This is a genomic window from Roseomonas sp. F4 (genome assembly GCF_053891155.1).
This window is the reverse complement of the sequence record NZ_JBSSHK010000001.1, coordinates 849,385-872,746: the sequence shown is the minus strand read 5'-3', so window position 1 is coordinate 872,746 and position 23,362 is coordinate 849,385. Positions and strand designations below refer to the sequence as shown.

Here is a 23,362-nt window from a genome sequence, read left to right as displayed (position 1 = left end):
TTGCCATGCCCTTCGCCCTGCTCGGCGCCACGGCGCCGCCCTGGCGGGCGCTGCTGCGCCCCGCCGCTTTGCCGGCGCCGGCCGTGCTGACCCGCGCGCAGGTCTCCTCCCGCGCCAGCGGCCGTGGCGCGGATGATGTGACCTGGATGGATTACGCGGCGGATGTGCCGCGCTTCCAGGGCGCGGCGCAGCGGCTGCTGATCGAAGGCCAGCGCAGCAACGGCATCCGCAACCCACGCGCCGAAGGCGCGGTGGTGGGGGGTGCCCTGCCGACGAACTGGGGATCGATCATCGGCGGCGGCCTGACCCTGTCCACCGTCGCCCTGCTGAGCGAACAGGGGATGCAGGGTGTCCGCATTCGCTGGGCCGGCACCGCGACCAGCACCCAGCCATCCATGCGGCTGGAAACCACCACGGCCATCGTGGCGGCACCGTCGCAGATCTGGACGGCGAGCTACTTCCTGCGGGTCGTCTCGTCCTCCGGCACCTTCGCCTTCGTCCATCGCGCCTTCCAGCGCGATGCCTCGGGCGCATCGGTGGCGGCGCCCGAAGGGGTGGTCTTCGCGCCGACCAGCAGCCTCGCGCGGCATGAACAGGTCTGGACGCTGACCGCCGACGCCACGACGGCCCGTATCGTGCCGGTCATCGGTCTGGCGGTGGCGATCGGCGCGGTCATTGACATCACCTTCGATGTCTTCTGGCCGCAGATGGAGCTGGCCGGCTTCGCCTCCACGCCGGTGCTGCCTGCCGTCGGCACGCCGGCGGCCAGCACGCGCGGTGCGGACCTGGTCAGCCTGCCGCTGGCCAGCCTGGGTGTCACCGGCCCCTGCACCATGCTGTGGCGCGGCGTGATGCCCCAGGCAGCCCCGGTCGGAGCCAGCCAGGTGGTGATGCAGGCGGATACCGGGGTGGATACCGCCCGCTGGGTGGTCATCAACCTGGCCGGCACCAACACCATCCGCCTGGCCGGCAGCGGTGGGCTGACGGCCGATCTCGGCACGATGACGCCGGGCACGCCCTTCACTGTGGGCGTGGCGGCGGATGGCGCCGGGCGCGTTGCCGGTTGGATGACCGGCGGCACCGTGCAGGTGCTGAACGGCGCGCCGACCGGCCTGACCACGCTGCGCCTTGGCAACAACGCGTCGAACACCGCGGCGCAGTTCGGCGAGGTCAGCCGTCTGGGCTTCCTGCCCTTCGCCGTGCCCGATGCAGGCCTGCCCGGCCTGGCCGGCACCCTGCCGCTTTAGCGACACCCAGTCTGAGGATCGCATGATGACTGAATGGACCATGATCTACTGGCAAGGCACGGCGGAGGCCGGTGCCGCGGCGCTGCGCACGCTGGGCTGGCACGGGCCGGGGGAAACGCCGGCGGCGATGCCCGATCCGCGCATCGGCGGCTTCATTCCCGCCCCCGGCACCGCGCCACAGACCTTCGACGGCATCGCCTATGTCGCCGTGGCGGCCAATGCGCCGATCGCCACGCCGCCCGGCCTGCAACCGTCGGGACCCGAGCTCGCCCGCGCCCTGTTGGGCAGCTTCTGACCCTCCCCCGTCCTTCCAAGAACCCCATTCCTTCCAAGAAGAGGATTCCCACATGACCGACCTCACCGATTACGCGAAGAACCTGCTCGGCCGCGCGCTCTGCGCCCGCCTTCCCACCCTGCCCACCGCCGTCTGGGCCGGTGTCGGCACCGGGGGCAGCGATGCCACCGGCCTGACCGGGGAGCCCGCCGGCAGCGGCTATGCCCGCCAGCGCGCCACCTTCACCGGCACCGGTGTGCAGCGGAATGCGGAGGCGATCCGCTTCACCTTCACCGACGCGACCGCGACGCTGACCCATATCGGCCTGTTCGACGCGGTCAGTGGCGGCAATCCGCTCACCTGGTCGGCGCTGACGACGCCGGTGACGGTGGCCGGGCCCGGCGTGGTGACGCTGACCGGCAATGCCTTCAGCGTCACGCCGGAGTAATCGCCCTCCGCGCCCCCTGGCCCGCGAGCCGGGGGGCGAAGGTCAGCCTGGCTGCGGCCGCATGCCGCGCAGCCAGCCCATGGCACTGCCGCGCCCGGCCTCGGCCGGAGCGGCAGGCTGCTGTCCCGGCGCAAGGGGCGTCAGCCGCCGCTCCGCCCAGGCCAGCCGCGCCTGCAGCGTCAGCATGGCGGACTCATAGGCCGGCGCCTCCGCTACCCCCGGCATCGACTCCTCCCGCCCTTCACCGTCCAGCATCGCCGCGGCGAATTGGGCCACGGCGCGAAGGCCGCTGTCGCCGGCATAGGGCGCCACGGTGCTGCTGCGCAGATCGGCCCAGGCCGGCGGCGCGGCATGGCCCGGGTCGCGCCAGAACGCCACGGCGGCACGCAATGCGGCGGATTGCGCATGCCCGCCCCAGGCCAGGTGCAGCGGCACGCGCAGGGCGTCGCCGGCGAAGCGCGCCGGCCAGCCCGGCGCAGGCATCGGCCGCGCAACGCCGCGCGACAGCGCCACCCAGTCCGGCGTCAGGCGCCAGCGACCGAATCGCGCGCGGTCCGCCAGCGCGACACCCCCCTCCTCCAGCATCCGCCATTGCGGCGCCGGCGCCAGCCGCGCCAGGGCCCGGAAGGCCGACGGCATGTAGTAGCCGGGGTTCACCACCACATGATCCGGCTTCAGGAAGCCCTCCGCCCCCGGCAGCAGCAGCAGCATATCGCCTTGTTCCAGCACCACCCGTCGCAGCAGGTCGCGCGCCATCTGCCGGGCCAGGGCGCGATGGTCCGGCTGCCCCCAGCGTTCCGATGCCTCGGCCAGCGCCCAGGCCACCAGCAGATCGCCCTGGGTGGCGTTGTTCAGATCCGGCACCGGGATCGGCGCGCCAGGCCGCCAGGCCCAGGCCAGCAGCTGGTCATCCGGCCGACGCAGCGCCCCGCGCGTCCAGGCCAGGATGCGATCGAAGCTGGGGCGATCGTCGAAGCGCACGGCGCAGAGCAGCGCCGCCCCCTGCCCTTCGGAATGGGAGATGCCGCCCTGGCCGGTATCCAGCACGCGGCCATCGTCCCGCAGGAAACGCCGCCGGAAGTTCAGCCAGTCCCCGATCACCGCCGCCGCCGCGGCGGGAGGCGCCAGCCCGATGAGGCAGGTGCCGATCCCCGCGCCCAGCAGCAAGCGCCGGCCCGGCCGGCCTGGGCCACCGCTGTGGCATGGCGTGGAAGGCTGATCCCTCATCATCACCTGGTCTCCCACCCCTTCGGGGTCATGGCGACGGGAGTAACGTGCCGCCGCGGGCCCAGGCCAACGAGCTTTTGTCAGAAGTTGTGCGCGCGGACGGGACAGGCCGGCCTGGTGCGCGGCACGTTGCGAGGCTGGCCTGACCGGCGCGCCAACCGATCGACGGCGGCCCGCGCTGGCGCGCAAACGCTGCCTTGCCTACAGACGCCTACAAATCACGACGAGTCCGGGCATGCCCAGGACGCCTGCGCGGAGGATCATCGGACGTCAGGCAAGCGGACAGTTCGTGATGGACGTTACCCAGGGCGATTCGACGTCACGCCACCCCCTACCGGGATTCGGGCAGGATCTTCAGTCCTTGCTGCGCGACAGCACGCAGATCGCGCCGGCGCTCGCCTGGCTTGGCCGGCTGCGCCATCACCATGAGGCGAGCGCCAGCCATTCCATACGCGTGGCACGGATCCTGATGGCGATGTGGGTCCATGCGCCGGAGGTGATGGGCGCGCCAGAGGTTCTGCTGATCGGCGGCGCGCTGCACGATATCGGGAAGCTCGCCGTCCCGGCCAGCATCCTCGCCTCCGACCGTCGGCTGAATGCGGAGGAGCAGGCGCTGGTGCGACGCCATCCCGATGCGGGCGCCGAAATCCTGCGCGGCCTGGACTTCGCGCCGGAGGTGGTTTCGGCGGCGCGGCACCATCATGAACACTGGCAGGGCGGCGGCTATCCCAGCGGCCTGCCATCCGCCCGGCTGCATCCGGTGGCCCGCGCCGTGGCCGTCGCCGACGCCTTCGTCGCCATGGTGGAACCCGGCCGGGCCTATCGCCGGGCGATGACCGCGGAGACGGCACTGGGCGAGATCGCCGCCTGCCGCGGCACGCAGTTCGACCCGCAGGCCGCCGACATCCTCATCGCCAGCCTGGCGCAGCCGGCCTTTGGCGCCGGCGCGGCCATCGATGTCCTGGGCCAGGGCCTCGTGACCCGGCTGCACGACATCCGCGAAGGTCTGGGCGATGCGTGACGATGACCAGCCGGCCGACCGGGCCAGGGAACGGCGCGGCGGAGAGATATGGGACGCAACGGGAATGGAGATCGTGTTCCGCGACCTCGTGGAGAATACCCAGGATGTCGTCATCGTCACCGATGCCCTGCTGGAACGTCCCGGACCGCTGATTCGCTACGTGAACCCCGCCTTCACCAGGCTAACCGGATGGCGGGCGGAGGAGGTGCTGGGCCGGTCGCCGCGGATGCTGCATGGCCCCGGCACGGACCGTGCGACCCTGGCTGCCATCGGCCTGGCGCTGCGCCGTGGTGAGCGTTGCGCCGCGCAGGTGATGAACTATGCCCGCAACGGCGCGCCCTATTGGGTCGATATGCGGATTGTCCCGCTGCTCGGCGCCCATGGCCGAATGAACGGCTTCGCCGCGATCCAGCGCGACGTCACCCTGATCCGACGCCGGATGGATGAGCTGGCGCATCTGACCGACCGCGACATGCTGACGGGCATTCCGAACCGCCGCGCCCTGATGCGCGGCGCGGCGGAAGTGGTGGCGCGGCTGGGGCGGCACGCCCCGCACAAGCGTGCCCCCGCATCCGCCGAGGGCCACGGCGCCCAGGGCATGGCGGTGGCCTGGCTCGATATCGACCAGTTCAGTCGCGTCAACGACACCTTCGGCCCGGCCGCGGGCGATGCGGTGCTGATGGGTGTGGCCGACCTGCTGGCCGAGAACCTGCGCCGCGCCGATCTGCTCGGCCGCATGGAGGGGGAGGAATTCGCCATCTGCATGCCGGGCCTCAACCTGGCTGAAGCCGGGGCGGTGGGAGACCGGCTACGCGCCGCCATCGCCGCCACCGCCTTTCCGACCGAGGCGGGCCCGCTGCACATCACCTGCAGCCTTGCGATCTGCTGCCTCGCGCCGGGGGAGGGGCTGACATCCCTGCTGCAACGCGTCCATACAACGCTGGGGAGGGCGAAAAGCGGCGGAAGGAACCAGCTCGCACTGGGATGATCACTTGTCTCAATAGCATGGCCGCCCCCAGCCTGCTCGCCCTTTGCGTGTAGACAGAACATTAACCTATACTATAAGTTAAGTTCTTGTTGCGCGATCGCGCGATTGGCTCAGGGAATCCCTGCATGGTTGCATCCCCGCTGGTGGCCATTCCCAAGGCCGCGTCCTTGTCGCCCCGCCCGATCCTGGTCCTGGAGGATGACGAGGCGGTGGCCACCACCATCTGCACCGCGCTGGAACGCGATGGCTGGACCACCGTGGCGGCCAATACCCTGGCGGAGGGTCGGCTGCGGCTGCAAAGCGACCATCCCCGGCTGGTGATCGCCGATCTCGGCCTTCCTGACGGCAATGGAATCGCCTTCGTGCGGGAGGCCGCCGGCTATCCCGACCTCGGCATCATCGTGGTCAGCGGAAGGGCGGCGGAGGTCGACCGGGTTGTCGGGCTGGAAGTCGGCGCCGACGATTACCTGGCAAAGCCCTTCTCGCTACGGGAAATGATGGCGCGGGTGCGGGCGCTCAGCCGGCGGCTGGATGCCTTGCCCGCCCCCTCCCCCACGCCATCGACCGCCGAGGCGGATCTTCTGATCGCGGAAGCCCGGCCGATCGCGGACCCCGTCGCCTGGACCATCGCGGGGCTGGCGTTACAGCCCGCGCGCGCCCGGCTGGTCCGCCCCGATGGCGCCGATACGCGACTGACCGGTGGCGAGGCGGGGTTGTTGCAGCTGCTGTTGACCGAGCCTGGCCATCTGGCGGCGCGGGAGGATATTTCCGAAAGGGTGCTGGGGCGCCGCCTGCTGCCGGAACAGCGCGGGGTGGATCAGCTGGCCTCCAACCTGCGCCAGAAGCTGCTCGCCGCCTCCGAGGGGCGCATCACCATCACGGCGCAGCGCGGCAAGGGATACCGGCTCGTCTGGTAGCGGGGCGGCAGCGACCCGTTCCGGCTGCTCCATAGGCCCGTTCAAAAGGTCCGAGCGGGGCAGCGTCCCCCTTCCCTCGCGCCATGCCTTTGACAGGCCGCAGGCACGCCGGGATGCGTGCTGATGTATTTGCCGTGCCTGTGGCCTAGTCTGCGCGCCCGCGGCGACCAGGCCCCACCCTCAACGACCAATGCCGTTGCCGGTAAGGTGGCCGGTCGTCATCATCATGTCCTTTCTCAGGAACCGCGCTGCATGCCGAGGGCGCCGACCGGGATTTCCTGTCTCGACGCGATCACCCGGGGCGAGCCGCCGCGCGGGCGAATCGAGGCAGGGGCGGGCGCCGATGCCTGACCAGGCCCCGCGGCTGCGGCTGTACATCGCCGACAGCAGTCCCAGTTCCCGCCCGCCACTGGCCGAATTGACGATGGAGACAGGGAATGTCCACCAGCGTCCGGACCGCGCCTTGGCCGATGGCGTCCTGATGACGCCGCAATTGCTGATCCTGTCGGAAGCCGGCACGGTCGCGGTGGTGGGCGACCTCGGAGACCGGGCGGCGCTGTTGGCGGCACAGGCCGTCGCGCCGCCATGACCACCCTCCAGCCCGGCACACGCCAGGCCGAGATCCTTGATCTGCTCGATACCCTGAGGGCCACCCAGCAGCGGCTGGTGGAGCTGACGGACGGCCAGGTGGATGCGCTGATCGACCCCCTCGGCCAGCGCCATTTGCTGCCGCGGGCCCAGGAAGACATCCTGCGCGCCGCCGGCACTTTCCAGAACATTTTCTGCAATGCCGCCGTCGGCATCGTCAGCACCGACGCCGACCATCACCTGCGGGAGGTCAACCCGGCCTTCTGCGCCATGCTCGGCTTCGGGGCGGAGGAATTGCTCGGCCGCCGCATGACCGAGTTGGACGACCCGAACCATCCCTCCAACTGCGGAGAGCTGATTCGGGAGATCCTGCGCGGCCTGCGGCAGGGCTTCGTCGCGGAGAAGCGCTTCCTGACGCGCGATGGCGCAAGCCTCTGGACGCGGGTCAGCGTCTCCGCCTTGCGCGACCATGAGGGGACGCTGGAAGGCCTGGTCGCGATCGTCGAGGATATCTCCGTCCGCAAGGCGACGGAGGCCGCCAATGAGCGCCTCGCGGCCCGCCTGGCCGCCACCGTCGCCAGCATCTCCGACGCCTTCTTCACCCTCGACCAGGCCGGCCGCCTGACGCATGTGAACGACCGCGCGGCGGCGCTGTTCGACCGGCCCGCGCAGGCGCTGCTGGGCCACGCCATCGCCGCGCTTCCCGGCTTCGATCCGGCGGAGCGCTTCGGCGAGACGCTGCGCGCCGCGACGGAAACCCGGCGAATGCGCGGTTGCGAAGCCCCGCTGGGGGCGGCCGGCCAGTGGCTGGAGATGCGGGCCTATCCCTCCGCCGAGGGCCTGACCGTGGTGCTGCACGACATCACCGAACGCCGGCGGCGCGAGGATTGGCAGCGCCTGCTGGAGACCTGCATCGCCCGGCTGAATCATATCGTGCTGATCACCGAGGGCGCGCCGCTGTCCGACCCCGGCCCGCGCATCGTCTTCACCAACGAGGCCTTCCAGCGCCGCACCGGCTACACGCCGGGCGAGGTGCTGGGCCTGACCCCGCGGCTGTTGCAGGGGCCGAAGACTCAACGCGCGGAACTGGACCGCATCCGCGCCGCGCTCCAGGCCTCCCGCCCCGTGCAGGCGGAGCTGCTGAACTACAGCAAGACCGGCGAGGAATTCTGGATCGAGATGGAGATCGTGCCGGTGATGGACGTCGCCGGCACCGTCACGCACTGGGTTTCCGTCGAACGCGAGATCACCGACCGCCGACGCTACCAGACCCAGCTGGAACAGCAGGCCGCGCTGCTGGAACAGGTGCAGGATGCGATCCTGGTGCAGGGCATCGACCAGCGCATCCATTACTGGAACCAGGGCGCGCAGCGGCTGTATGGCTGGCGGGTGGATGAGGCGCTGGGCCGCCCTGCCGCCAGCCTCGTGGGCGGAGAGCCGGACCTTCTCGCCACCGCCATGCAGGCCGTGCTGCGGGACGGCCGTTGGACCGGCCAGTTGCGGCAGCATCGGCGGGAGGGCAGCGCCCTGGTGGTGGAGGCGCGCTGGACCCTGGTGCGGCACGAGGATGGCACCCCGCGCGCCATCCTCGCCGTGCAGACCGACATCACCGAACGCCTGGAGCTGGAGCAGCGGCTGCGCCAGGCACAGCGGCTGGAGGCGATCGGCCAGCTGACCGGCGGCGTCGCGCATGACTTCAACAACCTGCTGACGGTGATCCTCGGCAATTCCGAAATGCTGGCCGATGGCCTCGCCCAAGGGTCGGAGCTGCGCCAGATGGCGGAGATGAGCATCGCCGCGGCCGAACGCGCGGCGGCGCTCACCGGCCGGCTGCTGGCCTTTTCCCGCCGCCAGGCGCTGGACCCGAAGCCGGTCGATGTGAATGCGCTGCTGACCGGCCTCGGCCAGATGCTGCGGCGGACCATCGGCGCGCAGGTGGCGATGGAGATTCGCACCGCGCCCGATCTCAGCCTGGCGATGATCGATGCGCCGCAGCTGGAAACCTCGGTGCTGAATCTCTGCATCAATGCGCGCGACGCCATGCCCGACGGCGGCCGCCTGTTGATCGAGACCGGCATGGTGCGCCTGGACGCCGCCTATGCGCGGATCGAGGGGGAGGTGACGCCGGGCGACTACATCATGCTCCAGGTCAGCGACACCGGCACCGGCATGACGCCGGATGTGGTGGCGCACGCCTTCGAGCCCTTCTTCACCACCAAGGAGGTCGGCCAGGGCAGCGGGCTCGGCCTCAGCATGGTCTTTGGCTTCATGAAGCAGTCGGGCGGGCATGTCGCCATCCACTCCGAACCCGGAAAGGGCACCCGGGTCCGCATGTTTCTGCCCCCTGCCCCCGGCGAGCTTCCCGCCGAGAGCGCGGCCCCGATCGAGGCCGAGCTGCGGGGTGGCGAGGAGCGGATTCTGGTGGTGGAGGATGACGCGGCGGTGCGGATTCACGTGGCCGGCCTGCTGCGCGATCTGGGCTATCAGGTCACCGACGTGCCGGATGCGGCAGAGGCGCTGGCCGCGCTGCACCAGGATGCGGGCTTCGCGCTGCTGTTCACGGATATCGTCATGCCCGGCGGCATGAACGGGCCGGAGCTGGCCGCCCTGGCGCAGGAGCTGCGGCCGGGCCTGCGCGTGCTGCTGACCAGCGGCTACAACGACCCGCCCCTGGCCCGCCCGGATATCCAGGGCGCCACGCTGCCGCTGCTAAACAAGCCCTATCGACGCCAGGTGCTGGCGGAGAAGCTGCGATCGGTTCTGGATGGGCTGGGATGAGGCCGCGCGCGGCGCGGCGGAAGGGCGAATGGTGCTGCTGGACAGGATTGAACTGTCGACCTCTCCCTTACCAAGGGAGTGCTCTACCACTGAGCTACAGCAGCGTACCGGGACGCCTTAGGGTGCGGGTTCGTAGCGGTTCAGCCGGGCCGCCGCAACCCCCTGTGCGCGGGTCTTTCGGCGGCTGACAATTCGCGGCGCCATCGCCAGATGGAGACGGACAACGTAACCCGGGCGCCGAAGTCGGCGAAGCCCGAACAGCCCTTCAGCAAGGATTGCCGCTTGTCGCACCTGACCGAGACGCTGCCGCGTCCCCTCGCCCCCGGCAAATTCCAGGACCCCGTGACCACAGCCAAGGGGGAGCGCCGGGCCTCGGTGGCGCCGGCGGGGCTGGAGACTCTGTGGTTCAACACCGGCACGCTGTGCAACATCACCTGCCGCGCCTGCTACATCGAAAGCAGCCCGCGCAACGATGCGCTGGTCTATCTGACCGCCGCCGAGGTCGCGACCTTCCTGGACGAGGCCCAGGGACTGCGGGAGGTGGGCTTTACCGGCGGCGAGCCCTTCATGAACCCGGACATGCTGCCGATGCTGGCCGATGTGCTGGCCCGCCCCGGCGATCTGCGGGCGCTGGTGTTGACCAATGCCATGCGGCCGATGACCCGCCGCGCGGCCGGGCTGCTGGCGCTGCGCGACCGTTTTGGGCCGGACCGCCTGGTGCTGCGCGTCAGCCTGGACCACCACACCGCCGCGCATCACGATTTTGAACGTGGCGAAGGCAGTTTTGGCCTGGCCATGGAAGGGCTGCGCTGGCTGGCCCGCGAGGGTTTTTGCGTCAACGTCGCCGGCCGCGCCAGCTTTGGCGGGGAGAATGAGGCGGCGATGCGCGCCGGCTTCGCCCGGCTTTTTGCGGACCACGCCATTCCGTTGGACGCCGCCGATCCGGTGGCGCTGATGCTGTTTCCCGAAATGGACGCCTCGGTGGATGTGCCGGAGATCACCGAGGCCTGCTGGGGCATCTTGGGCAAGCACCCGGACCAGATGATGTGCGCTTCGTCCCGCATGGTGGTGAAGCGGCGCGGCGCGGCCCGCCCCGCGGTGGTGGCCTGCACCCTGCTGCCCTACGACCCGCAATTCGAACTGGGGGCGACGCTGGCGGAGGCGGCCCGGCCGGTGGCGCTGAACCACCCGCATTGCGCGAAGTTTTGCGTGTTGGGGGGGGCGAGCTGTTCGCGGTGATGCCCCGTTCCCAGCCCTTGCGAAAACATACCGATCATGCAACGCTCAGGTCAGCCTGAAAGCATATTTTGTAACCGCACGGAAATTCCTATGAACCCGGTTATTCGAGCGCAGCTACGCGATTTTTCGAGATTACATAACATCTCCGGCGAAACGCCAGAAAACCAGTTCGAGATTTTTGCTATCTTCGCAACGCTTACTGGCCTTTTGGGTGAGACGATTGATGCTTACGACGCACACCTTCAGGGCAACGAATTCGGGGTAGATGGCATAGCTGTTGTTGTGCAAGGTGAGGCCGTCAGAAACCGGCAAGAAGCAGAAGACAAGCTACTCACAATTAAAAATCCATCTGTCGAGTTTATTTTTTTCCAAGCCAAAACAAGCCCGTCGTACGACTACGGCGATATATCAAAATTTTTTGATGCAGTCTCATCTTTTTTTAACGGGGACCTGAAGGGCGAAAGTGAAGCCATAGACGATCTGATCGGAGCCATGGAAGCCGTCTATGAGAAGGGAATTAGTCGGCGCAATCCCAAAATTAGCTGCTACTATATAACGACTGGCAATTATGAACAGCCTATAAGAATCGAAAAACTCAGGACCGCCTTCAAGCAGCAGCTCACCGAATTAAATATATTTGAAGATGGCGCCATCAAAGTGGAGATGGTTGGAGCGCGTGAGCTACAACAATGGTATCGCGCAGCCACAACCTCGGTCGAGGTAGAGATTAACCTTAGTCGCAACGTAGTCATGCCAAGTAACGAGCATGTTGATGAGGCATATATCGGCTACATCGACGCAACTAATCTTTTAAAACTTGTGACGCTTCGCGACGAACACGGCCAAATTCTTGGAATAAACCGAGCAGTATTTTTCGATAATATTCGCGACTATGATGCAAAATCAAAAATCAACACGGCTATAAAAGAAAGCGTTCGAGCCGATGGCGGAAGCGAGTTTGTGTTCCGCAATAACGGCATAACAGTTGTCTCGAAAAATATCGACAGAACAGGAGATAAATTCAAACTCGAGGATTTTCAGATTGTAAATGGATGCCAAACCAGCAATGTGATTTTTGATTTGGTATATGGAGAACCTGACGGAGAGATTGGTAATGAGCAACTCGCGACGACGATCCATGTACCTTTTCGTTTGATTGGTTCGCGAGACGACAGCTTTGTTTCGTCGATCATTATTGGCACCAATCGGCAGAATCCAGTGCGAGACGAGCAGTTCTGGGCGCTTCGGCCGTTTATGAAAAATTTCGAAGAATATTGCCGCAGCCTGGATATTGAACAGATTATTTATTTTGAACGGCGAGAAAATCAGTACCGAGGTCAGCAGGTTGAGCGGACGCGAATCATGCAGCCGTCCGTCTTGATGAAGGCAGTTGCCGCGTGCTTATTATTCCAACCCCAGCGCGCAGCAAGAGATTACAGAGGAATTTTATCTGAGTACGACAATCAAATATTTCTTGATGACCATGACGTCCGAATTTACCACGCAGTGGCCTATCTTTACTATCGACTAGAATTTCTCTGGAGAAACCAGCGCCTAGCTAATAGCAGCAAGACATTTCGCTATTACATTTTAGCTGGAATCGGAATGAGGATAACAAAATCGCAAAACGTCTTCGGAATGAAGACTAACAAAATTCCGCTGATCGCCGAGGCTCTGATAGCGTTGGCGAGGGATGAAGACTCGCTTAAACAAGAGATACATGAAATTGTCGCGGCTATTGAAGACGGCTTGAGCGCACTTGGCCTTGCCAGCCAAGAGAAGGTACGCGATGCAATCCGGTCGGAGGCGTTTTTTGCCCCGTTCAAAGAAAAAATCGGCGCGGCCCATGGAAAAAATAAGATTTAGTAGTTCATTTTGCGCCTACCCCTTCGGCGTCTGCCTCCGCGCCTCCGCCTGCAATAACCGAATCGCCTCCTCCAGCACGGCCAAGGTCTCCGCCGGCATCGCCCCCCGAAAGGCCGCGTCGCGCTCGCGGGCGGCCTGCATCAGCCCCTCCTGAACCCGCACACCCTCCGCCGAAAGGCGCAGCGCCACTTCCCGCGCATCGGCGCCCGTCGCGCGTTCCACCAGCCCGCGCGTCACCAGTGCCTTCACGGCCCGGCTCGCCTGCGCCTTGTCCAGCCCGCTCTCCCGCGCCAGGTCGCCCAGCGTCAGCGGCGCGAAGCCGCCCAGCAGCGCCAGGATGCGCCATTCCATCAGGGTGACGCCGAATTCATCGCGGTAGCGGCGCGCCGCCCCGCGGCTCAGCGCATTGGCCAGCCGGTGGATGCGGTAGGACAGCAGGTCCCGGATGGTGGCGGGCGCGGGGGGGCTCATCGCAAGGGAGTCTCGCGGCGGGGCGCAGGCGCGTCAATCGCCGCCCCGGATTCGCCGCAAGCCTGTGCCAGGATGGCATCATGCCCAGCGAGCTCGCCCCGATTCCGCCCCTCACCTCCCCCCTCCTCGGCACCGTCCGGCCGGCGCTCTCCGTCGTCGTGCCCGCCTATGATGAGGAGGAGGTGCTGCCCGCCTTCCATGCCCGGCTGGTGCCGGTGATGGAAGCCATCGGCCTGCCGTGGGAGGTGGTCTATGTGAATGACGGCTCCCGCGACGCCACGCTGTCCCTGATGCTGGCGCTGCGGATGCAGGACAGCCGGGTGGCCGTGGTCAATCTCAGCCGCAACTTCGGCAAGGAAATCGCCCTGACCGCCGGGCTGGACCATGCCGCGGCGGAACAGGCCGTCATCGTCATCGACGCCGATCTGCAGGACCCGCCGGAGGTGATTCCGGACTTCGTCGCCGCCTGGCGCCAGGGTTATGACGTGGCCTATGCGAAGCGCCGCGCGCGGGAAGGCGAGACCTGGCTGAAGAAGGCCACGGCCGCCGGCTTCTACCGGGTGATGAAGCGCATCGGCGGCAAGGTGGACCTGCCGGCCGATACCGGCGATTTCCGGTTGATGAGCCGCCGCGCGCTGGATGCGCTGCTGGCGCTGCGCGAACAGCATCGCTTCATGAAGGGCCTCTTCGCCTGGGTCGGCTTCCCCTCCATCCCCGTGCTGTACGACCGCGCGCCGAGGGCGGCCGGGGAGACGAAGTGGAATTACTGGCGGCTGTGGAACCTGTCGCTGGAGGGGATCACCGCCTTCACCGTCGGCCCGCTGAAGGTCGCTACCTATCTCGGCCTGTTCACCGCCTTCGGCGCCGTCATCTACGGCGTGCAGCTCATCATCCGCACCGTGCTCTTCGGCAATCCGGTCGCCGGCTATCCCAGCCTGATGGCGGTGGTGCTGTTCCTGGGCGGGGTGCAGCTGATGACGCTGGGCATCATCGGCGAGTATCTCGGCCGGGTCTTCAACGAGACCAAGCGCCGGCCGCTTTATATCGTGGAACGGCACGTGCCGAGCGAAAGCCCCCCGGCGTAGAACTAACGACAGGCCAGGAAGGGGCCGAGCGGGCGGCAGCGGTCCGCCCCCTCCGGCACCAGCGGGGCGAGCTCCGCCTGGGCCGCGGGCAGGATCAGCCGGACCTCCCCGGGCGCCAGCGGCGCGCTGGCCAGGGCGGCATCGCGACAGGCGGGCGGCACGCGCCAGCGGGCGACATACATGGTGCTGACCGGCACGGGATGCTCCGCTGCCAAAGCCAGCGTTTCCAACAGCAGGCCGAAGGTCGCGTGATCCGCCGCCGGCACGCAGCGCCAGCTCGGCAGCAGGGTCAGGCGCTCCGCCCCCGCCAGCTCGGCGCGCAGCGCGGCGGCGTCGAAGGACCAGGCCGGGCGGGCCTGGGCCCAGTTGGCGATGGCGGCGCGCAGCGGCGCGGCATCGGCGAATTGCAGCAGCCCCGCCACCAGGCACAGCGCCGGCCCGACGCGGCCTGCCCGCGCCAGCAGCACCATGCCCGCCAGCAGCAGCCCATAGGCCACCGGCCAGAAGAATCGGCCGGAGGCGCGGAACTGCTCCAGCGCCGCCGGCGGCGGGCCGAGATCCAGCACGATCCGATCGCCAAAACCGACCTGGAAGGACACGGCCAGCGCCGTCAGCGCCAGCAGCACCACCGCCAGCCCCGCATGGCGGCGCAATCCGCGAAAGGCGATGCGGGGCCGCAGCGCCAGCCCCAGCACCAGCGCCGCCAGCAGCCCGGCGCCGAGCCAGTTATACCCCTCCCACCCGCCATGCCCGGTGGCGTCGAGCTGCGGCGACCAGGGCCAGCCGGACAGCAGCGACCCCGCGGGCCAGAGCGGGGAGAGCAGGTTCATGGCGAATTGCCCATAGCCGCCATCTCCGGCGGCGCCGAGATAGCCAAACCCCGCCATCACCCCGACCGCCGCGACAAAACTGGCCGCGACGGCCAGGGCCGGGCCGATGAAGGCCTCGCCCCGCAGCAGCCGCGTCGCCGGCACCGCGCCCAGCAACGCCAGCGTCATCGCGGCCAGATACGGATGCACCAGCAGGGCCACGACTTGCAGCAACCCGGCACACAACCACAGCGCCACCCCCGGCCGCGTCACCAGACGCAGATAAAGGCCGAGCCCCAGCAGCAGCAGGAAATGCCCGCAGAGCGCCGCATGACCGAAGCGCCCGATCCAGGCGGGCATGGAGGCGGCAGCCAGCGCGATACCCAGCGCCGGCAGCAGCCGCCGCTCCCCGGCACTGCGCAGCACCCACACCGCCGCGACGGGCTGAGCCAGCCAGGCCAGGCCGTAGAACAGGCCGACGCCGTGAAACCCCTCCGGCAGCAACCCGCGCAGCGCCTTCAGGGTCAGCGCCAGCAGCGGGATGGAATCGGCGAAGGCGGTGTTCATGCCGCCTTCCTGGGTGTTCAGGTTCAGCGCCATGGTCGGCGGCCAGCGCCAGGCATCGGCGATCAGGTAGCGCTGCGCCACCACATGCTGGGCGGCATCACCCGCCGGCCGCCAGCCCAGCCCGGCGCCAGGAAACAGCACATCCAGCGGAAACACCCAGAGGACGAGGCCCAGCCCAAGGGCAAGGGCCGCGAGGTAGGAGGCCAGGGCGGCCTGGCGGTCGGTCAGGATGGGGGCGTTCCTCGGCTGCGCGTCGATTCTCTACCGCAGCACCAAAGCCCTGGAAATCACACCACCCAGGCGAGCCCGACCCAGAACAAGGTGGAGAGCAGCATGGCCACGCCGATGCCTCGCGCCGCCCCGCCATGCGGCGGCCGGTCCACCAAACGGCGGTGCGGCGGCAGGGGCGGCAGCCGGAAAACCGTGGTCGGACGGAGGTGCAGGGCGTTGCGCATGCCCGAATATGGCGCAAAAGGGGCGGCGGGGGCAGGCAAAAGCGGCACAATCATGATATTTTGAAGGGCAAGCCCAAGGATTTCCTGAAGTTTTCGGCTCCGCCACAATCCCGCCGCAAGCGCGTCGCAAACCCGCCCGTCCCCATGCGTATCTCTCTCATCAAGGGAACGGGTCCTGACCTGAAACGGCGTGGCCAAGCGGCCATCCGGATCAGCCAGGGTTCAGACCCACAACACAAGCTGCGGCCCCCCGCCGATCACGAGGACCCTCCATGCCCGGCCTGGAAGTTGTCCAAACTCTTGTTCGCGAACCGGAAACCCGGCGCTCCGTCTTCACCTATGCCGCTCCCGGCGCGGAGCCGCATGGCCCCGCCGTTGCCACGCCCGTCGGCTTCCAGGCCGCGGCCAAGCGCGCGCTCGACATCCTTGGCGCCGGCGCGCTGCTGCTGTTCTGCCTGCCCGCCTTCCTGGTGATCGCGGCGCTGGTGCGGATGGATGGCGGCCCGGCCTTTTATGCGCATGAGCGTGTGGGCCGGGGCGGGCGCCTGTTCGGCTGCCTGAAGTTCCGCTCCATGGTGGCGGATGCCGACCGGCGACTGGCGGAGCTGCTGGACCGCGACCCGCTGGCCCGTGCCGAATGGGAAGCGACCCGCAAGCTGAAGGCGGACCCCCGCATCACCGCCATCGGCCGCTTCCTCCGCGCCACCTCGCTGGATGAGCTGCCGCAGATCATCAATGTGCTGAAGGGCGAGATGAGCCTGGTCGGCCCCCGCCCGGTGCAGTCCGCCGAGCTCGCGGTCTATTACGGCCCGGCCGCGCAGCACTACATGGCGGTCCGCCCCGGCATCACCGGCCCCTGGCAGGTCGGCGGCCGCAACGACACCTCCTACGCCCAGCGCGTGGCGCTGGACGTGGCCTATGCCCGCCACCACTCGCTGCTGGGCGATATCGCCATCCTGCTGCGCACCCCGAAGGCGGTTTTGGCCCGGCGCGGCGCCTACTGAGGTCGCATCCCCTCCGCGTGCCTTCCCATCCGGTGCCGCGCGGGGCATACCGCGCGGCATGAGACACCAGGGATCGGCGGCCCCCGCCGCCGACCAGGCAGGAACGGCGCAGGTCATGGCCCATTCGGCCGAACAACGCGCCTCCGGCGGGCGACTTCTCTCCGGGACCCTTTGGAATGCCGCCGGGCGCGGCCTGCCGCTGCTGCTGGCGCTGGCACTCACCCCCATTCTCGTGGCCCAGATGGGCATTGATCGCTGGGGTCTTTTCACCCTGGCCCTCGCTTTGGTCGGCGTCTTCGGGGTCTTCGACCTCGGCGTCGGCGCGGCGCTGACCCGGGCGCTCTCCGCCCGCATCGGCGCCGGGGAGATCGAGGGCGCGGCGGAACTCGCCGGCGCCGCGATCAGCGCCCTGTTCCTGCTGAGCGCCGTCATCGCCGCCGCCGCCTTCGCCTTCGTCCCCGCCCTGGTCACGGGCGTGCTGAACACCCCGCCGGATTTGCAGGCCGAGGCCATCACCGCCTTCCGCTGGCTGTGCGCCGCCGCGCCGCTGGTCGTGGTGAACGCCGCGCTCTGGGGCACACTGGCCGCGCATCAGCGGTTCAAGGAAGCCAATCTGGCGGCGATCCCGGTGGCCATCTTCTACTATCTCGGCCCGGTGCTTGTGCTGCTGGTCTGGCAGAGCCTGGTCGGCGTGATCCTGGCGCTGCTCGCCTGCCGGCTGGCCAATACCCTGTCCTACGCCTGGCTGGCGCGCTGGGACCTGCCGGGCCTGCGCCCGACCTGGCCGCGCTGGCCGCTGATCGCGCCCCTGCTGCGCATGGGCGGGTGGATGAGCGCCTCCGGCGTGCTGACCCAGGCGCTGCTCTATGCCGACCGCTTCCTGGTGGGTGCGCTGCTGACCCTGGCCGCCGTCGCCTATTACGCCACGCCGCTCGATCTGGTGATGCGCATGTGGATTCTGCCCGTGGCGGTGTCCCAGGCGCTGCTGCCGGCCATGGCCAGCGCCTATCTCTCCCACAGCGAGGCCACCGCCGGGCTGTTGCGCCGTGGCGCGCTGCTGGTGATGGCGGCGGTGCTGCCGGCCTGCCTCGTGCTGGTGATCTGGGGGCCGGAGATCCTGCGCCTCTGGCTCGGCGCCGATTTCGCCGCCGGCGGCGGGCGGGTGCTGCAGATCCTCTCGGTCGGCGTCTTCTTCTCCTGCGCCGCCTTCGCGCCGGGTGCGCTGCTGGATGCGATCGGGCGGCCGGATGCCAATGCCAAATGGCAGTTGTTGCAGGCGCTGGTCTTCCTGCCGCTCTCGGCGCTGCTGCTGGTCTGGATCGGCATCGAGGGCGCGGCCGCCGCCTGGGCGCTGCGCTGCGCCACCGATGTTTTCGGGCGGCTGTTCCTGGTCGGGCGGCTGTATCCTGCCGCCGGCGTGGCGGCGCGCCAGCTCGCCTGGCCGCTCTTCGCCGGCGGGCTGGGCCTCGCCATCCTGCTGCCCGGCCTGCTGCCGATTCCGCTCGCTGTCTTGGCGCTCGCCGCATTCGCCGCCGCCGGCCTTCTGGCCCTGACCGAGGCCGAGCGCCGCGACGCGCGCGGGTTGTTACGCCGCCCCTGGCGCATCCGCGCCGTGCTGCGCGGGGAACCCGCATGACACCTCTCGCCATCAACGCCCGTTTCCTGACCCAGAAGCTGAGCGGCGTGCAGCGCTTCGCGCGGGAGGTGACGGCGGCCCTCGCCGCCACCGCCACGCCGATCCGCCTGCTCGCCCCGCCCGATGCGCCGGCCGACTTCGCCGGCCTGCCGGTGGAGCGGATCGGGCGGCGCACCGGCCAGGCCTGGGAACAATTCGACCTGCCCGGCGCCGTCGCGGGCCAGCATCTGTTGAACCTGGGCAATACCGCGCCGCTGCGCCTCGGCGCCGCGCAGACCGTGGTGATCCACGACGCCGGAGTCTTCGACACGCCCGAAAGCTATTCCTTCGCCTTCCGCGCCTGGTACCGCGCCTTGCACTGGACCCTGCCGCGCCGCGGCGCGCGGATCGTCACCGTCTCTGAATTTTCCCGCGCCCGACTTGCCCTGCATCTCGGGCTGCCCGCTGCCAGTATCGCCGTGGTGGCGGAAGGCGGCGAGCACGCGCTTCGGGATGCGGCGGAGCCTGGCGTCTTGACGAAGCACGGGCTGCAACCCAGCCGCTTCGTGCTGGCCGTCGGCACCCGCGCCGCGCACAAGAACCTGGATGCGTTGCGGGAGGCGGTGGCGCTGCTGGCCGCGCGCGGGTTGAAGCTCGCCGTGGCGGGCGCCGCCGATGCCAGCGTCTTCCGCAATGCCAGCGATGTCGATGCCGCCCTCGCCTTGGGCCGGGTCAGCGATGGCGAGCTCCGGGCGCTCTATGAAAACGCGCTCTGCCTGATCTTCCCCTCCCGCTACGAAGGCTTTGGCCTGCCGCCGCTGGAGGCGATGTGGTGCGGCTGCCCGGTGCTGGCGGCGGAAGCCGGCGCGGTGCCGGAAGTCTGCGGCGACGCCGCTTTGTGGTTCGACGCGGAGGGGCCGCGCAGCCCCGCCGCGGCCCTGACCCGCTTGCTCGACGAACCCCTGCTGGCGGAAAAGCTGCGCCAGGCCGGCCGTGCCCGCGCCGCCACCTATTCCTGGCCCGCCGCCGCGGACCGGTTGCTCGCTGTGATGGAGCATCGATGAGGATCGCGATCGTCCATGAATGGCTCGACAGCTACGCCGGGTCCGAGCGTGTGCTGGAACAGCTCTTTGCGATCTTTCCCGAGGCCGATCTCTACGCGGTCTGCGACTTCCTGCCGGAGTCGGAGCGCCATTTCCTCGGCGGGCGGGTGCCCACCACCTCCTTCATCCAGCGCCTGCCCCGGGCACGGCGCTGGTTCCGCTACTATCTCGGGCTGATGCCGCTGGCGGTGGAACAATTCGACCTCTCCAGCTACGATCTGGTCCTGTCCTCCTCCCACGCCGTCGCCAAGGGGGTGCTGACCGGGCCGGGGACGCTGCATGTGAGCTATGTGCACAGCCCGATGCGCTATGCCTGGGACCTTCAGCACCAGTATCTGCGCCAGGCGCGGATGGAGTCGGGCGTGAAGGGCGCGCTGACGCGCTGGCTCCTGGGCCGCATGCGGGCCTGGGATTTCGCTTCCGGCGCCCGGCCGGATGTCATCGCCGCCAACAGCGCCTGGATCGCGGAGCGCATCCGCAAATCCTGGCGGCGGGAAAGCGTGGTGGTGCATCCGCCGGTGGATCTGGAAGGCTTTCCCTTCCAGCCGGTGAAGGGGGATGCCTATGTCATTGCCTCCCGCATGGTGCCCTATAAGCGCATCGACCTGATCGCCGAGGCCTTTCGCCAAATGCCCGACCGGCGCCTGATCATCGCCGGTGACGGCCCCGAAATGGGCCGGGTGCGCGAAGCCGCGGGCAATGCCCCCAACATCGAGATCAAGGGCCGCGTCAGCCAGCCCGATCTGGTCGCGCTGCTGGCCCATGCCCGCGCCTTCGTCTTCACGGCGGAGGAGGATTTCGGCATCGGCATGGTGGAAGCGCAGGCCTGCGGCACGCCGCTGATCGCCTATGGCCGCGGCGGCGCCACCGACATCGTGCAGCCGGACATCACCGGCGTTCTTTTTCCCCGCCAGGAGGCATCCAGCCTGATCGCCGCCGTGAACCGCTTCGAGACCCTCGCCATCGCGCCCGAGGCCTGCCGCGCCAATGCCGAGCGCTTCTCCCGCACCGTGTTCCGCGACCGCATGCGGGCATTGGTGGCGGAGGCCTGCGCGGCGCGCGGGCTGACACCACCCATGGCCGGCGAGGTGGCCGCGCCATGATCCGCTTCAGCCTGGTGGTCGCGACGCGCGGCCGGACGACGGAGCTGGTGGAATTCCTCGACAGCGTCACCGCCCAGGGGCGCGACGATATCGAGGTGATCGTGGTCGACCAGAATGAGGATGGCCGCCTCGCCCCGTTGCTGGCGCCCTTCACGGAGCGTCTCAGCCTGACGCATCTGCGTTCCTCCGTCGCCCGCGCCAATCATGCGCGCAACCTCGGCCTGCGCCTGGCAGCCGGGGAGCTGGTCAGCTTCCCGGATGATGACTGCCTCTATCCGCCGCTGCTGCTGGACCGCGTGGCGGCGGCCTTCGACGCCGATCCGGCGCTGACCATCCTGACCGGCCCGGCGGAAAGCCCCGCCGGCGGCCTCGGTTCCGGCCGTTGGCGGCAGGAGGGCGGGCCCATCACGCCGGAAAATGCCTGGACCAGCATCATCGAATTCAACCTCTGGCTCCGCCGCAACCTGGCGCTGCGGCTCGGCGGCTTCGATGATGAGATGGGGCCGGGCACCAAGCTGGGCTCGGCCGAGGGCAACGACCTGGTGCTGCGCGCGGTCACCGTGGGCCACAAGGCGATCTACGATCCCAGCCTGCGCATCATCCATCCGGACAAGCGGCTATCGGAAGTGGCGGTGGCGCGGGCCTGGCTCTACGGCGCCGGGCTCGGCTTCGCGCTGCGCCGCCATTCGGTGCCGGCCGCCGTCTGGATGCCCTTCGCCATCCGCCCGCTGGGCGGGCTGGCGCTGAGCCTCGCGAAGCTGCGGCCGCGCGATGCGGCCTATTACGGCATGACCTTTCTGGGCCGGCTGCGCGGCTTTCTGCGGGGGGACGCGACCGCGGGCCGCATCCGGCCCGCCATCCAGGGCCAGAAGCCGGACTCGCCCTGATGCGCCTTGCCATCGGCATCGCCACGCGCGGCCGCGCCGCGATTCTGGGCGAGGTTCTGACCGAGCTTGCCCGGCAGACACGCGCGCCCGACCGCGTGGTGGTCTGCCATGTGACGGAGGACGACGTGGCCGGCCTGCCGGCGCGCTTTCCCCAGGTGGAATTCCTGGCCAGCCCCGCCGGCCTGCCGCGCCAGCGCAACGCCATCCTGGACCGGCTCACCGATTGCGACGCGGTGCTGTTCCTCGACGACGACTTCCTGCCGGCCCCCGACTATCTGGCGGTGACGGAGGCGGTGCTCGCCGCGCATCCCGACTGTGTCGTCACCACCGGCACCGTGATCGCGGACGGGGCAAAGGGGCCGGGGCTGAGCGTGGCGGAAGGCCGCGCCGTGCTGGTAGCCGATGCGCCGCCGGCGGACCGCATGGCGGTGGCGCCGCATTTCAACGGATATGGCTGCAACATGGCTTTTCGGCTCGCCCCGCTGCGCGCGCACGGCATCCGGGTGGATGAGGCCCTGCCGCTTTATGGCTGGTACGAGGATATCGACGTGACGCGGGCCTTGGGCCGGCATGGGTCCATCCTGCGGCTGGAAGGGGCGCGGGGCGTGCATCTCGGCAGCAAGTCGGGGCGGGTCTCCGGCCTCCGGCTCGGCTACAGCCAGGTGGCGAACCCGGTCTATCTGGCGCGCAAGGGCACCTTCCCCTGGAGCCATGCCATCCCTTCCGCCGCGCGCCACACCGCCATGAACGCGCTGCGCTCCCTGGCGCCGGAGCCGCATGTGGACCGCTTCGGGCGGCTGCGGGGCAATCTGATCGCGCTGTTCGACCTGCTGCGCGGCCGGGCGCATCCCATGCGCATCCTGGAGCTGTGATGGACGACGCCTTCTTCTTCGTCTCCAAGCTGGTCTGGGCGCTGCTGCGGCCGAACACGCTGGCGCTGGCCCTGGCGGTTCTGGGGCTGGTGCTGGTCTGGCGTGGCCGGCGCTTCGGACGCTGGCCGCTGACTCTGGGCCTCGGCTGGTATGTCGCGGTCTTCGCCCTGCCCGTCGCGGCGCTGCTGACCCTGCCGCTGGAAAACCGCTTCCCCCGTCCGGCGACACCGCCCGCGGAGGTGACAGGCATCATCGTGCTGGGCGGCGCGGTGGAACAGCGCATGACCGCCGCCCGCGGCATCCCCGCCTTGAACGGCGCGGCGGAGCGGATGACGGAAGGTGTGGCGCTGTCGCTGCGCTATCCGCGGGCGCGGCTGGTCTTCACCGGCGGCACCGCCGCCATCGACCAGTCCGGCCCGACGGAGGCCGAGACGGCGCGGCTGCTGTTCACCCAGCTCGGCCTGCCGGCGGACCGGCTGGTGCTGGAGAATGAAAGCCGCAACACGCATGAAAACGCCGTCTTCACCCACCGCCTGCTGAATCCCCAGCCCGGCGAGACCTGGCTGCTGGTGACCTCCGCCAGCCATATGCCGCGCTCGGTCGGCGTGTTCCGGGCAGCGGGGTGGCAGGTGGTGCCCTGGCCGGTGAACTACACGACCGGGGACGATCCCGCGCTGTGGTGGGACAACCCCTTCCCCACCAGGCTCAACCAGGCGGAATGGGCGCTGCGGGAATGGGTAGGGCTGACGGTCTACTGGCTGACCGGGCGGACGGGGGCGTGGTTTCCGGGGCCGTGAC

The 23,362-nt window shown here is 68.9% G+C and carries 22 protein-coding genes and 1 tRNA gene; 18 read left to right on the top strand and 5 right to left on the bottom strand.

What is annotated here, in order from left to right:
* Positions 1-5: 5 nt before the first annotated feature.
* Genes ACVFYP_RS04170 through ACVFYP_RS04160 form a run of 3 tightly spaced genes read left to right on the top strand, consistent with a single transcriptional unit; the run spans position 6 to position 1,969 of the window.
* On the top strand, positions 6-1,247 hold the full coding sequence (locus tag ACVFYP_RS04170) for a hypothetical protein (protein WP_499198861.1): 1,242 nt from the start codon (positions 6-8) through the stop codon (positions 1,245-1,247).
* A 25-nt stretch (positions 1,248-1,272) separates the two neighbouring features.
* A complete protein-coding gene (locus ACVFYP_RS04165; RefSeq protein ID WP_499198860.1) occupies positions 1,273-1,542 on the top strand; it encodes a hypothetical protein in 270 nt (89 codons plus the stop codon).
* Between the two features lie 52 nt (positions 1,543-1,594).
* Positions 1,595-1,969, top strand: coding sequence for a phage tail fiber protein (locus tag ACVFYP_RS04160; RefSeq protein WP_499198859.1), 375 nt, complete (start codon positions 1,595-1,597; stop codon positions 1,967-1,969).
* 42 nt (positions 1,970-2,011) lie between these two features.
* On the opposite strand, the gene ACVFYP_RS04155 is transcribed toward ACVFYP_RS04160, so the two are convergent.
* Positions 2,012-3,199 carry a family 8 glycosyl hydrolase gene (locus ACVFYP_RS04155; protein ID WP_499198858.1) on the bottom strand — a complete coding sequence of 396 codons (1,188 nt, stop codon included), beginning with the start codon at positions 3,197-3,199 and terminating at the stop codon, positions 2,012-2,014.
* 358 nt (positions 3,200-3,557) lie between these two features.
* Between ACVFYP_RS04155 and ACVFYP_RS04150 the strand changes: the two genes are divergently transcribed.
* The 5 genes from ACVFYP_RS04150 (at position 3,558) to ACVFYP_RS04130 (ending at position 9,488) form a co-directional block, all read left to right on the top strand.
* Positions 3,558-4,217 (top strand): HD-GYP domain-containing protein, encoded by a 660-nt coding sequence (locus ACVFYP_RS04150; RefSeq protein ID WP_499198857.1) that lies wholly within the window; start codon positions 3,558-3,560, stop codon positions 4,215-4,217.
* Between the two features lie 64 nt (positions 4,218-4,281).
* A complete protein-coding gene (locus ACVFYP_RS04145) occupies positions 4,282-5,205 on the top strand; it encodes a sensor domain-containing diguanylate cyclase (protein ID WP_499198856.1) in 924 nt (307 codons plus the stop codon).
* 125 nt (positions 5,206-5,330) lie between these two features.
* A complete protein-coding gene (locus ACVFYP_RS04140; protein WP_499198855.1) occupies positions 5,331-6,122 on the top strand; it encodes a response regulator transcription factor in 792 nt (263 codons plus the stop codon).
* 343 nt (positions 6,123-6,465) lie between these two features.
* Positions 6,466-6,711, top strand: a complete 246-nt coding sequence (locus tag ACVFYP_RS04135; RefSeq protein WP_499198854.1) for a thioredoxin domain-containing protein — start codon at positions 6,466-6,468, stop codon at positions 6,709-6,711.
* Entirely contained in the window at positions 6,708-9,488 is a 2,781-nt protein-coding gene (locus ACVFYP_RS04130) for a hybrid sensor histidine kinase/response regulator (protein ID WP_499198853.1), read from the top strand. Before ACVFYP_RS04135 ends, ACVFYP_RS04130 begins: the two co-directional genes overlap by 4 nt.
* A gap of 29 nt (positions 9,489-9,517) precedes the next feature.
* On the opposite strand, the gene ACVFYP_RS04125 is transcribed toward ACVFYP_RS04130, so the two are convergent.
* Positions 9,518-9,592 (bottom strand) — tRNA-Thr (locus ACVFYP_RS04125).
* Between the two features lie 178 nt (positions 9,593-9,770).
* Between ACVFYP_RS04125 and ACVFYP_RS04120 the strand changes: the two genes are divergently transcribed.
* Together ACVFYP_RS04120 and ACVFYP_RS04115 are read left to right on the top strand one after the other, a co-directional pair.
* On the top strand, positions 9,771-10,727 hold the full coding sequence (locus ACVFYP_RS04120; RefSeq protein WP_499198852.1) for a radical SAM protein: 957 nt from the start codon (positions 9,771-9,773) through the stop codon (positions 10,725-10,727).
* Between the two features lie 90 nt (positions 10,728-10,817).
* Positions 10,818-12,593 (top strand): AIPR family protein, encoded by a 1,776-nt coding sequence (locus ACVFYP_RS04115; protein WP_499198851.1) that lies wholly within the window; start codon positions 10,818-10,820, stop codon positions 12,591-12,593.
* Between the two features lie 15 nt (positions 12,594-12,608).
* Here ACVFYP_RS04115 and ACVFYP_RS04110 read toward each other — a convergent pair whose 3' ends face one another.
* Positions 12,609-13,064 carry a MarR family winged helix-turn-helix transcriptional regulator gene (locus ACVFYP_RS04110; protein WP_499198850.1) on the bottom strand — a complete coding sequence of 152 codons (456 nt, stop codon included), beginning with the start codon at positions 13,062-13,064 and terminating at the stop codon, positions 12,609-12,611.
* Between the two features lie 80 nt (positions 13,065-13,144).
* On the opposite strand from ACVFYP_RS04110, the gene ACVFYP_RS04105 reads away from it, so the two are divergent.
* A complete protein-coding gene (locus ACVFYP_RS04105; RefSeq protein WP_499198849.1) occupies positions 13,145-14,149 on the top strand; it encodes a glycosyltransferase family 2 protein in 1,005 nt (334 codons plus the stop codon).
* Positions 14,150-14,151: 2 nt separating this feature from the next.
* Here the strand turns inward: ACVFYP_RS04105 and ACVFYP_RS04100 are convergent, their stop codons facing one another.
* Positions 14,152-15,699, bottom strand: a complete 1,548-nt coding sequence (locus ACVFYP_RS04100) for a DUF6311 domain-containing protein (RefSeq protein ID WP_499199537.1) — start codon at positions 15,697-15,699, stop codon at positions 14,152-14,154.
* 113 nt (positions 15,700-15,812) lie between these two features.
* Entirely contained in the window at positions 15,813-15,980 is a 168-nt protein-coding gene (locus ACVFYP_RS04095; protein ID WP_499198848.1) for a hypothetical protein, read from the bottom strand.
* Positions 15,981-16,252: 272 nt separating this feature from the next.
* On the opposite strand from ACVFYP_RS04095, the gene ACVFYP_RS04090 reads away from it, so the two are divergent.
* The 7 genes from ACVFYP_RS04090 to ACVFYP_RS04060 all read left to right on the top strand — a co-directional run bounded on the left by ACVFYP_RS04090 (position 16,253) and on the right by ACVFYP_RS04060 (position 23,361).
* Positions 16,253-16,984: a sugar transferase gene (locus tag ACVFYP_RS04090; protein ID WP_499198847.1), complete on the top strand. Its 732-nt coding sequence runs from the start codon at positions 16,253-16,255 to the stop codon at positions 16,982-16,984.
* A gap of 115 nt (positions 16,985-17,099) precedes the next feature.
* Entirely contained in the window at positions 17,100-18,620 is a 1,521-nt protein-coding gene (locus ACVFYP_RS04085) for a flippase (RefSeq protein WP_499198846.1), read from the top strand.
* On the top strand, positions 18,617-19,663 hold the full coding sequence (locus ACVFYP_RS04080) for a glycosyltransferase family 4 protein (protein ID WP_499198845.1): 1,047 nt from the start codon (positions 18,617-18,619) through the stop codon (positions 19,661-19,663). The genes ACVFYP_RS04085 and ACVFYP_RS04080 overlap by 4 nt, the downstream gene beginning before the upstream one ends.
* Complete coding sequence (locus ACVFYP_RS04075) at positions 19,660-20,805, top strand: glycosyltransferase (RefSeq protein ID WP_499198844.1); 1,146 nt, start codon at positions 19,660-19,662, stop codon at positions 20,803-20,805. Before ACVFYP_RS04080 ends, ACVFYP_RS04075 begins: the two co-directional genes overlap by 4 nt.
* Positions 20,802-21,692, top strand: a complete 891-nt coding sequence (locus ACVFYP_RS04070) for a glycosyltransferase family 2 protein (protein ID WP_499198843.1) — start codon at positions 20,802-20,804, stop codon at positions 21,690-21,692. The genes ACVFYP_RS04075 and ACVFYP_RS04070 overlap by 4 nt, the downstream gene beginning before the upstream one ends.
* Complete coding sequence (locus tag ACVFYP_RS04065; RefSeq protein WP_499198842.1) at positions 21,692-22,564, top strand: glycosyltransferase family 2 protein; 873 nt, start codon at positions 21,692-21,694, stop codon at positions 22,562-22,564. Before ACVFYP_RS04070 ends, ACVFYP_RS04065 begins: the two co-directional genes overlap by 1 nt.
* The gene (locus ACVFYP_RS04060; RefSeq protein WP_499198841.1) at positions 22,564-23,361 is read left to right on the top strand and encodes a YdcF family protein; all 798 of its coding nucleotides are present in this window, start codon (positions 22,564-22,566) and stop codon (positions 23,359-23,361) included. Before ACVFYP_RS04065 ends, ACVFYP_RS04060 begins: the two co-directional genes overlap by 1 nt.
* Position 23,362: the final 1 nt, after the last annotated feature.

Coding starts and splice junctions, on each gene's coding strand:
- ACVFYP_RS04170 (WP_499198861.1), top strand. CDS start 6: ATGCCCTTCGCCCTGCTCGGCGCCACGGCGCCGCCCTGGCGGGCGCTG.
- ACVFYP_RS04165 (WP_499198860.1), top strand. CDS start 1,273: ATGACTGAATGGACCATGATCTACTGGCAAGGCACGGCGGAGGCCGGT.
- ACVFYP_RS04160 (WP_499198859.1), top strand. CDS start 1,595: ATGACCGACCTCACCGATTACGCGAAGAACCTGCTCGGCCGCGCGCTC.
- ACVFYP_RS04155 (WP_499198858.1), bottom strand. CDS start 3,199: ATGATGAGGGATCAGCCTTCCACGCCATGCCACAGCGGTGGCCCAGGC.
- ACVFYP_RS04145 (WP_499198856.1), top strand. CDS start 4,282: ATGGAGATCGTGTTCCGCGACCTCGTGGAGAATACCCAGGATGTCGTC.
- ACVFYP_RS04140 (WP_499198855.1), top strand. CDS start 5,331: ATGGTTGCATCCCCGCTGGTGGCCATTCCCAAGGCCGCGTCCTTGTCG.
- ACVFYP_RS04135 (WP_499198854.1), top strand. CDS start 6,466: ATGCCTGACCAGGCCCCGCGGCTGCGGCTGTACATCGCCGACAGCAGT.
- ACVFYP_RS04130 (WP_499198853.1), top strand. CDS start 6,708: ATGACCACCCTCCAGCCCGGCACACGCCAGGCCGAGATCCTTGATCTG.
- ACVFYP_RS04115 (WP_499198851.1), top strand. CDS start 10,818: ATGAACCCGGTTATTCGAGCGCAGCTACGCGATTTTTCGAGATTACAT.
- ACVFYP_RS04110 (WP_499198850.1), bottom strand. CDS start 13,064: ATGAGCCCCCCCGCGCCCGCCACCATCCGGGACCTGCTGTCCTACCGC.
- ACVFYP_RS04105 (WP_499198849.1), top strand. CDS start 13,145: ATGCCCAGCGAGCTCGCCCCGATTCCGCCCCTCACCTCCCCCCTCCTC.
- ACVFYP_RS04095 (WP_499198848.1), bottom strand. CDS start 15,980: ATGCGCAACGCCCTGCACCTCCGTCCGACCACGGTTTTCCGGCTGCCG.
- ACVFYP_RS04090 (WP_499198847.1), top strand. CDS start 16,253: ATGCCCGGCCTGGAAGTTGTCCAAACTCTTGTTCGCGAACCGGAAACC.
- ACVFYP_RS04085 (WP_499198846.1), top strand. CDS start 17,100: ATGGCCCATTCGGCCGAACAACGCGCCTCCGGCGGGCGACTTCTCTCC.
- ACVFYP_RS04080 (WP_499198845.1), top strand. CDS start 18,617: ATGACACCTCTCGCCATCAACGCCCGTTTCCTGACCCAGAAGCTGAGC.
- ACVFYP_RS04075 (WP_499198844.1), top strand. CDS start 19,660: ATGAGGATCGCGATCGTCCATGAATGGCTCGACAGCTACGCCGGGTCC.
- ACVFYP_RS04070 (WP_499198843.1), top strand. CDS start 20,802: ATGATCCGCTTCAGCCTGGTGGTCGCGACGCGCGGCCGGACGACGGAG.
- ACVFYP_RS04065 (WP_499198842.1), top strand. CDS start 21,692: ATGCGCCTTGCCATCGGCATCGCCACGCGCGGCCGCGCCGCGATTCTG.
- ACVFYP_RS04060 (WP_499198841.1), top strand. CDS start 22,564: ATGGACGACGCCTTCTTCTTCGTCTCCAAGCTGGTCTGGGCGCTGCTG.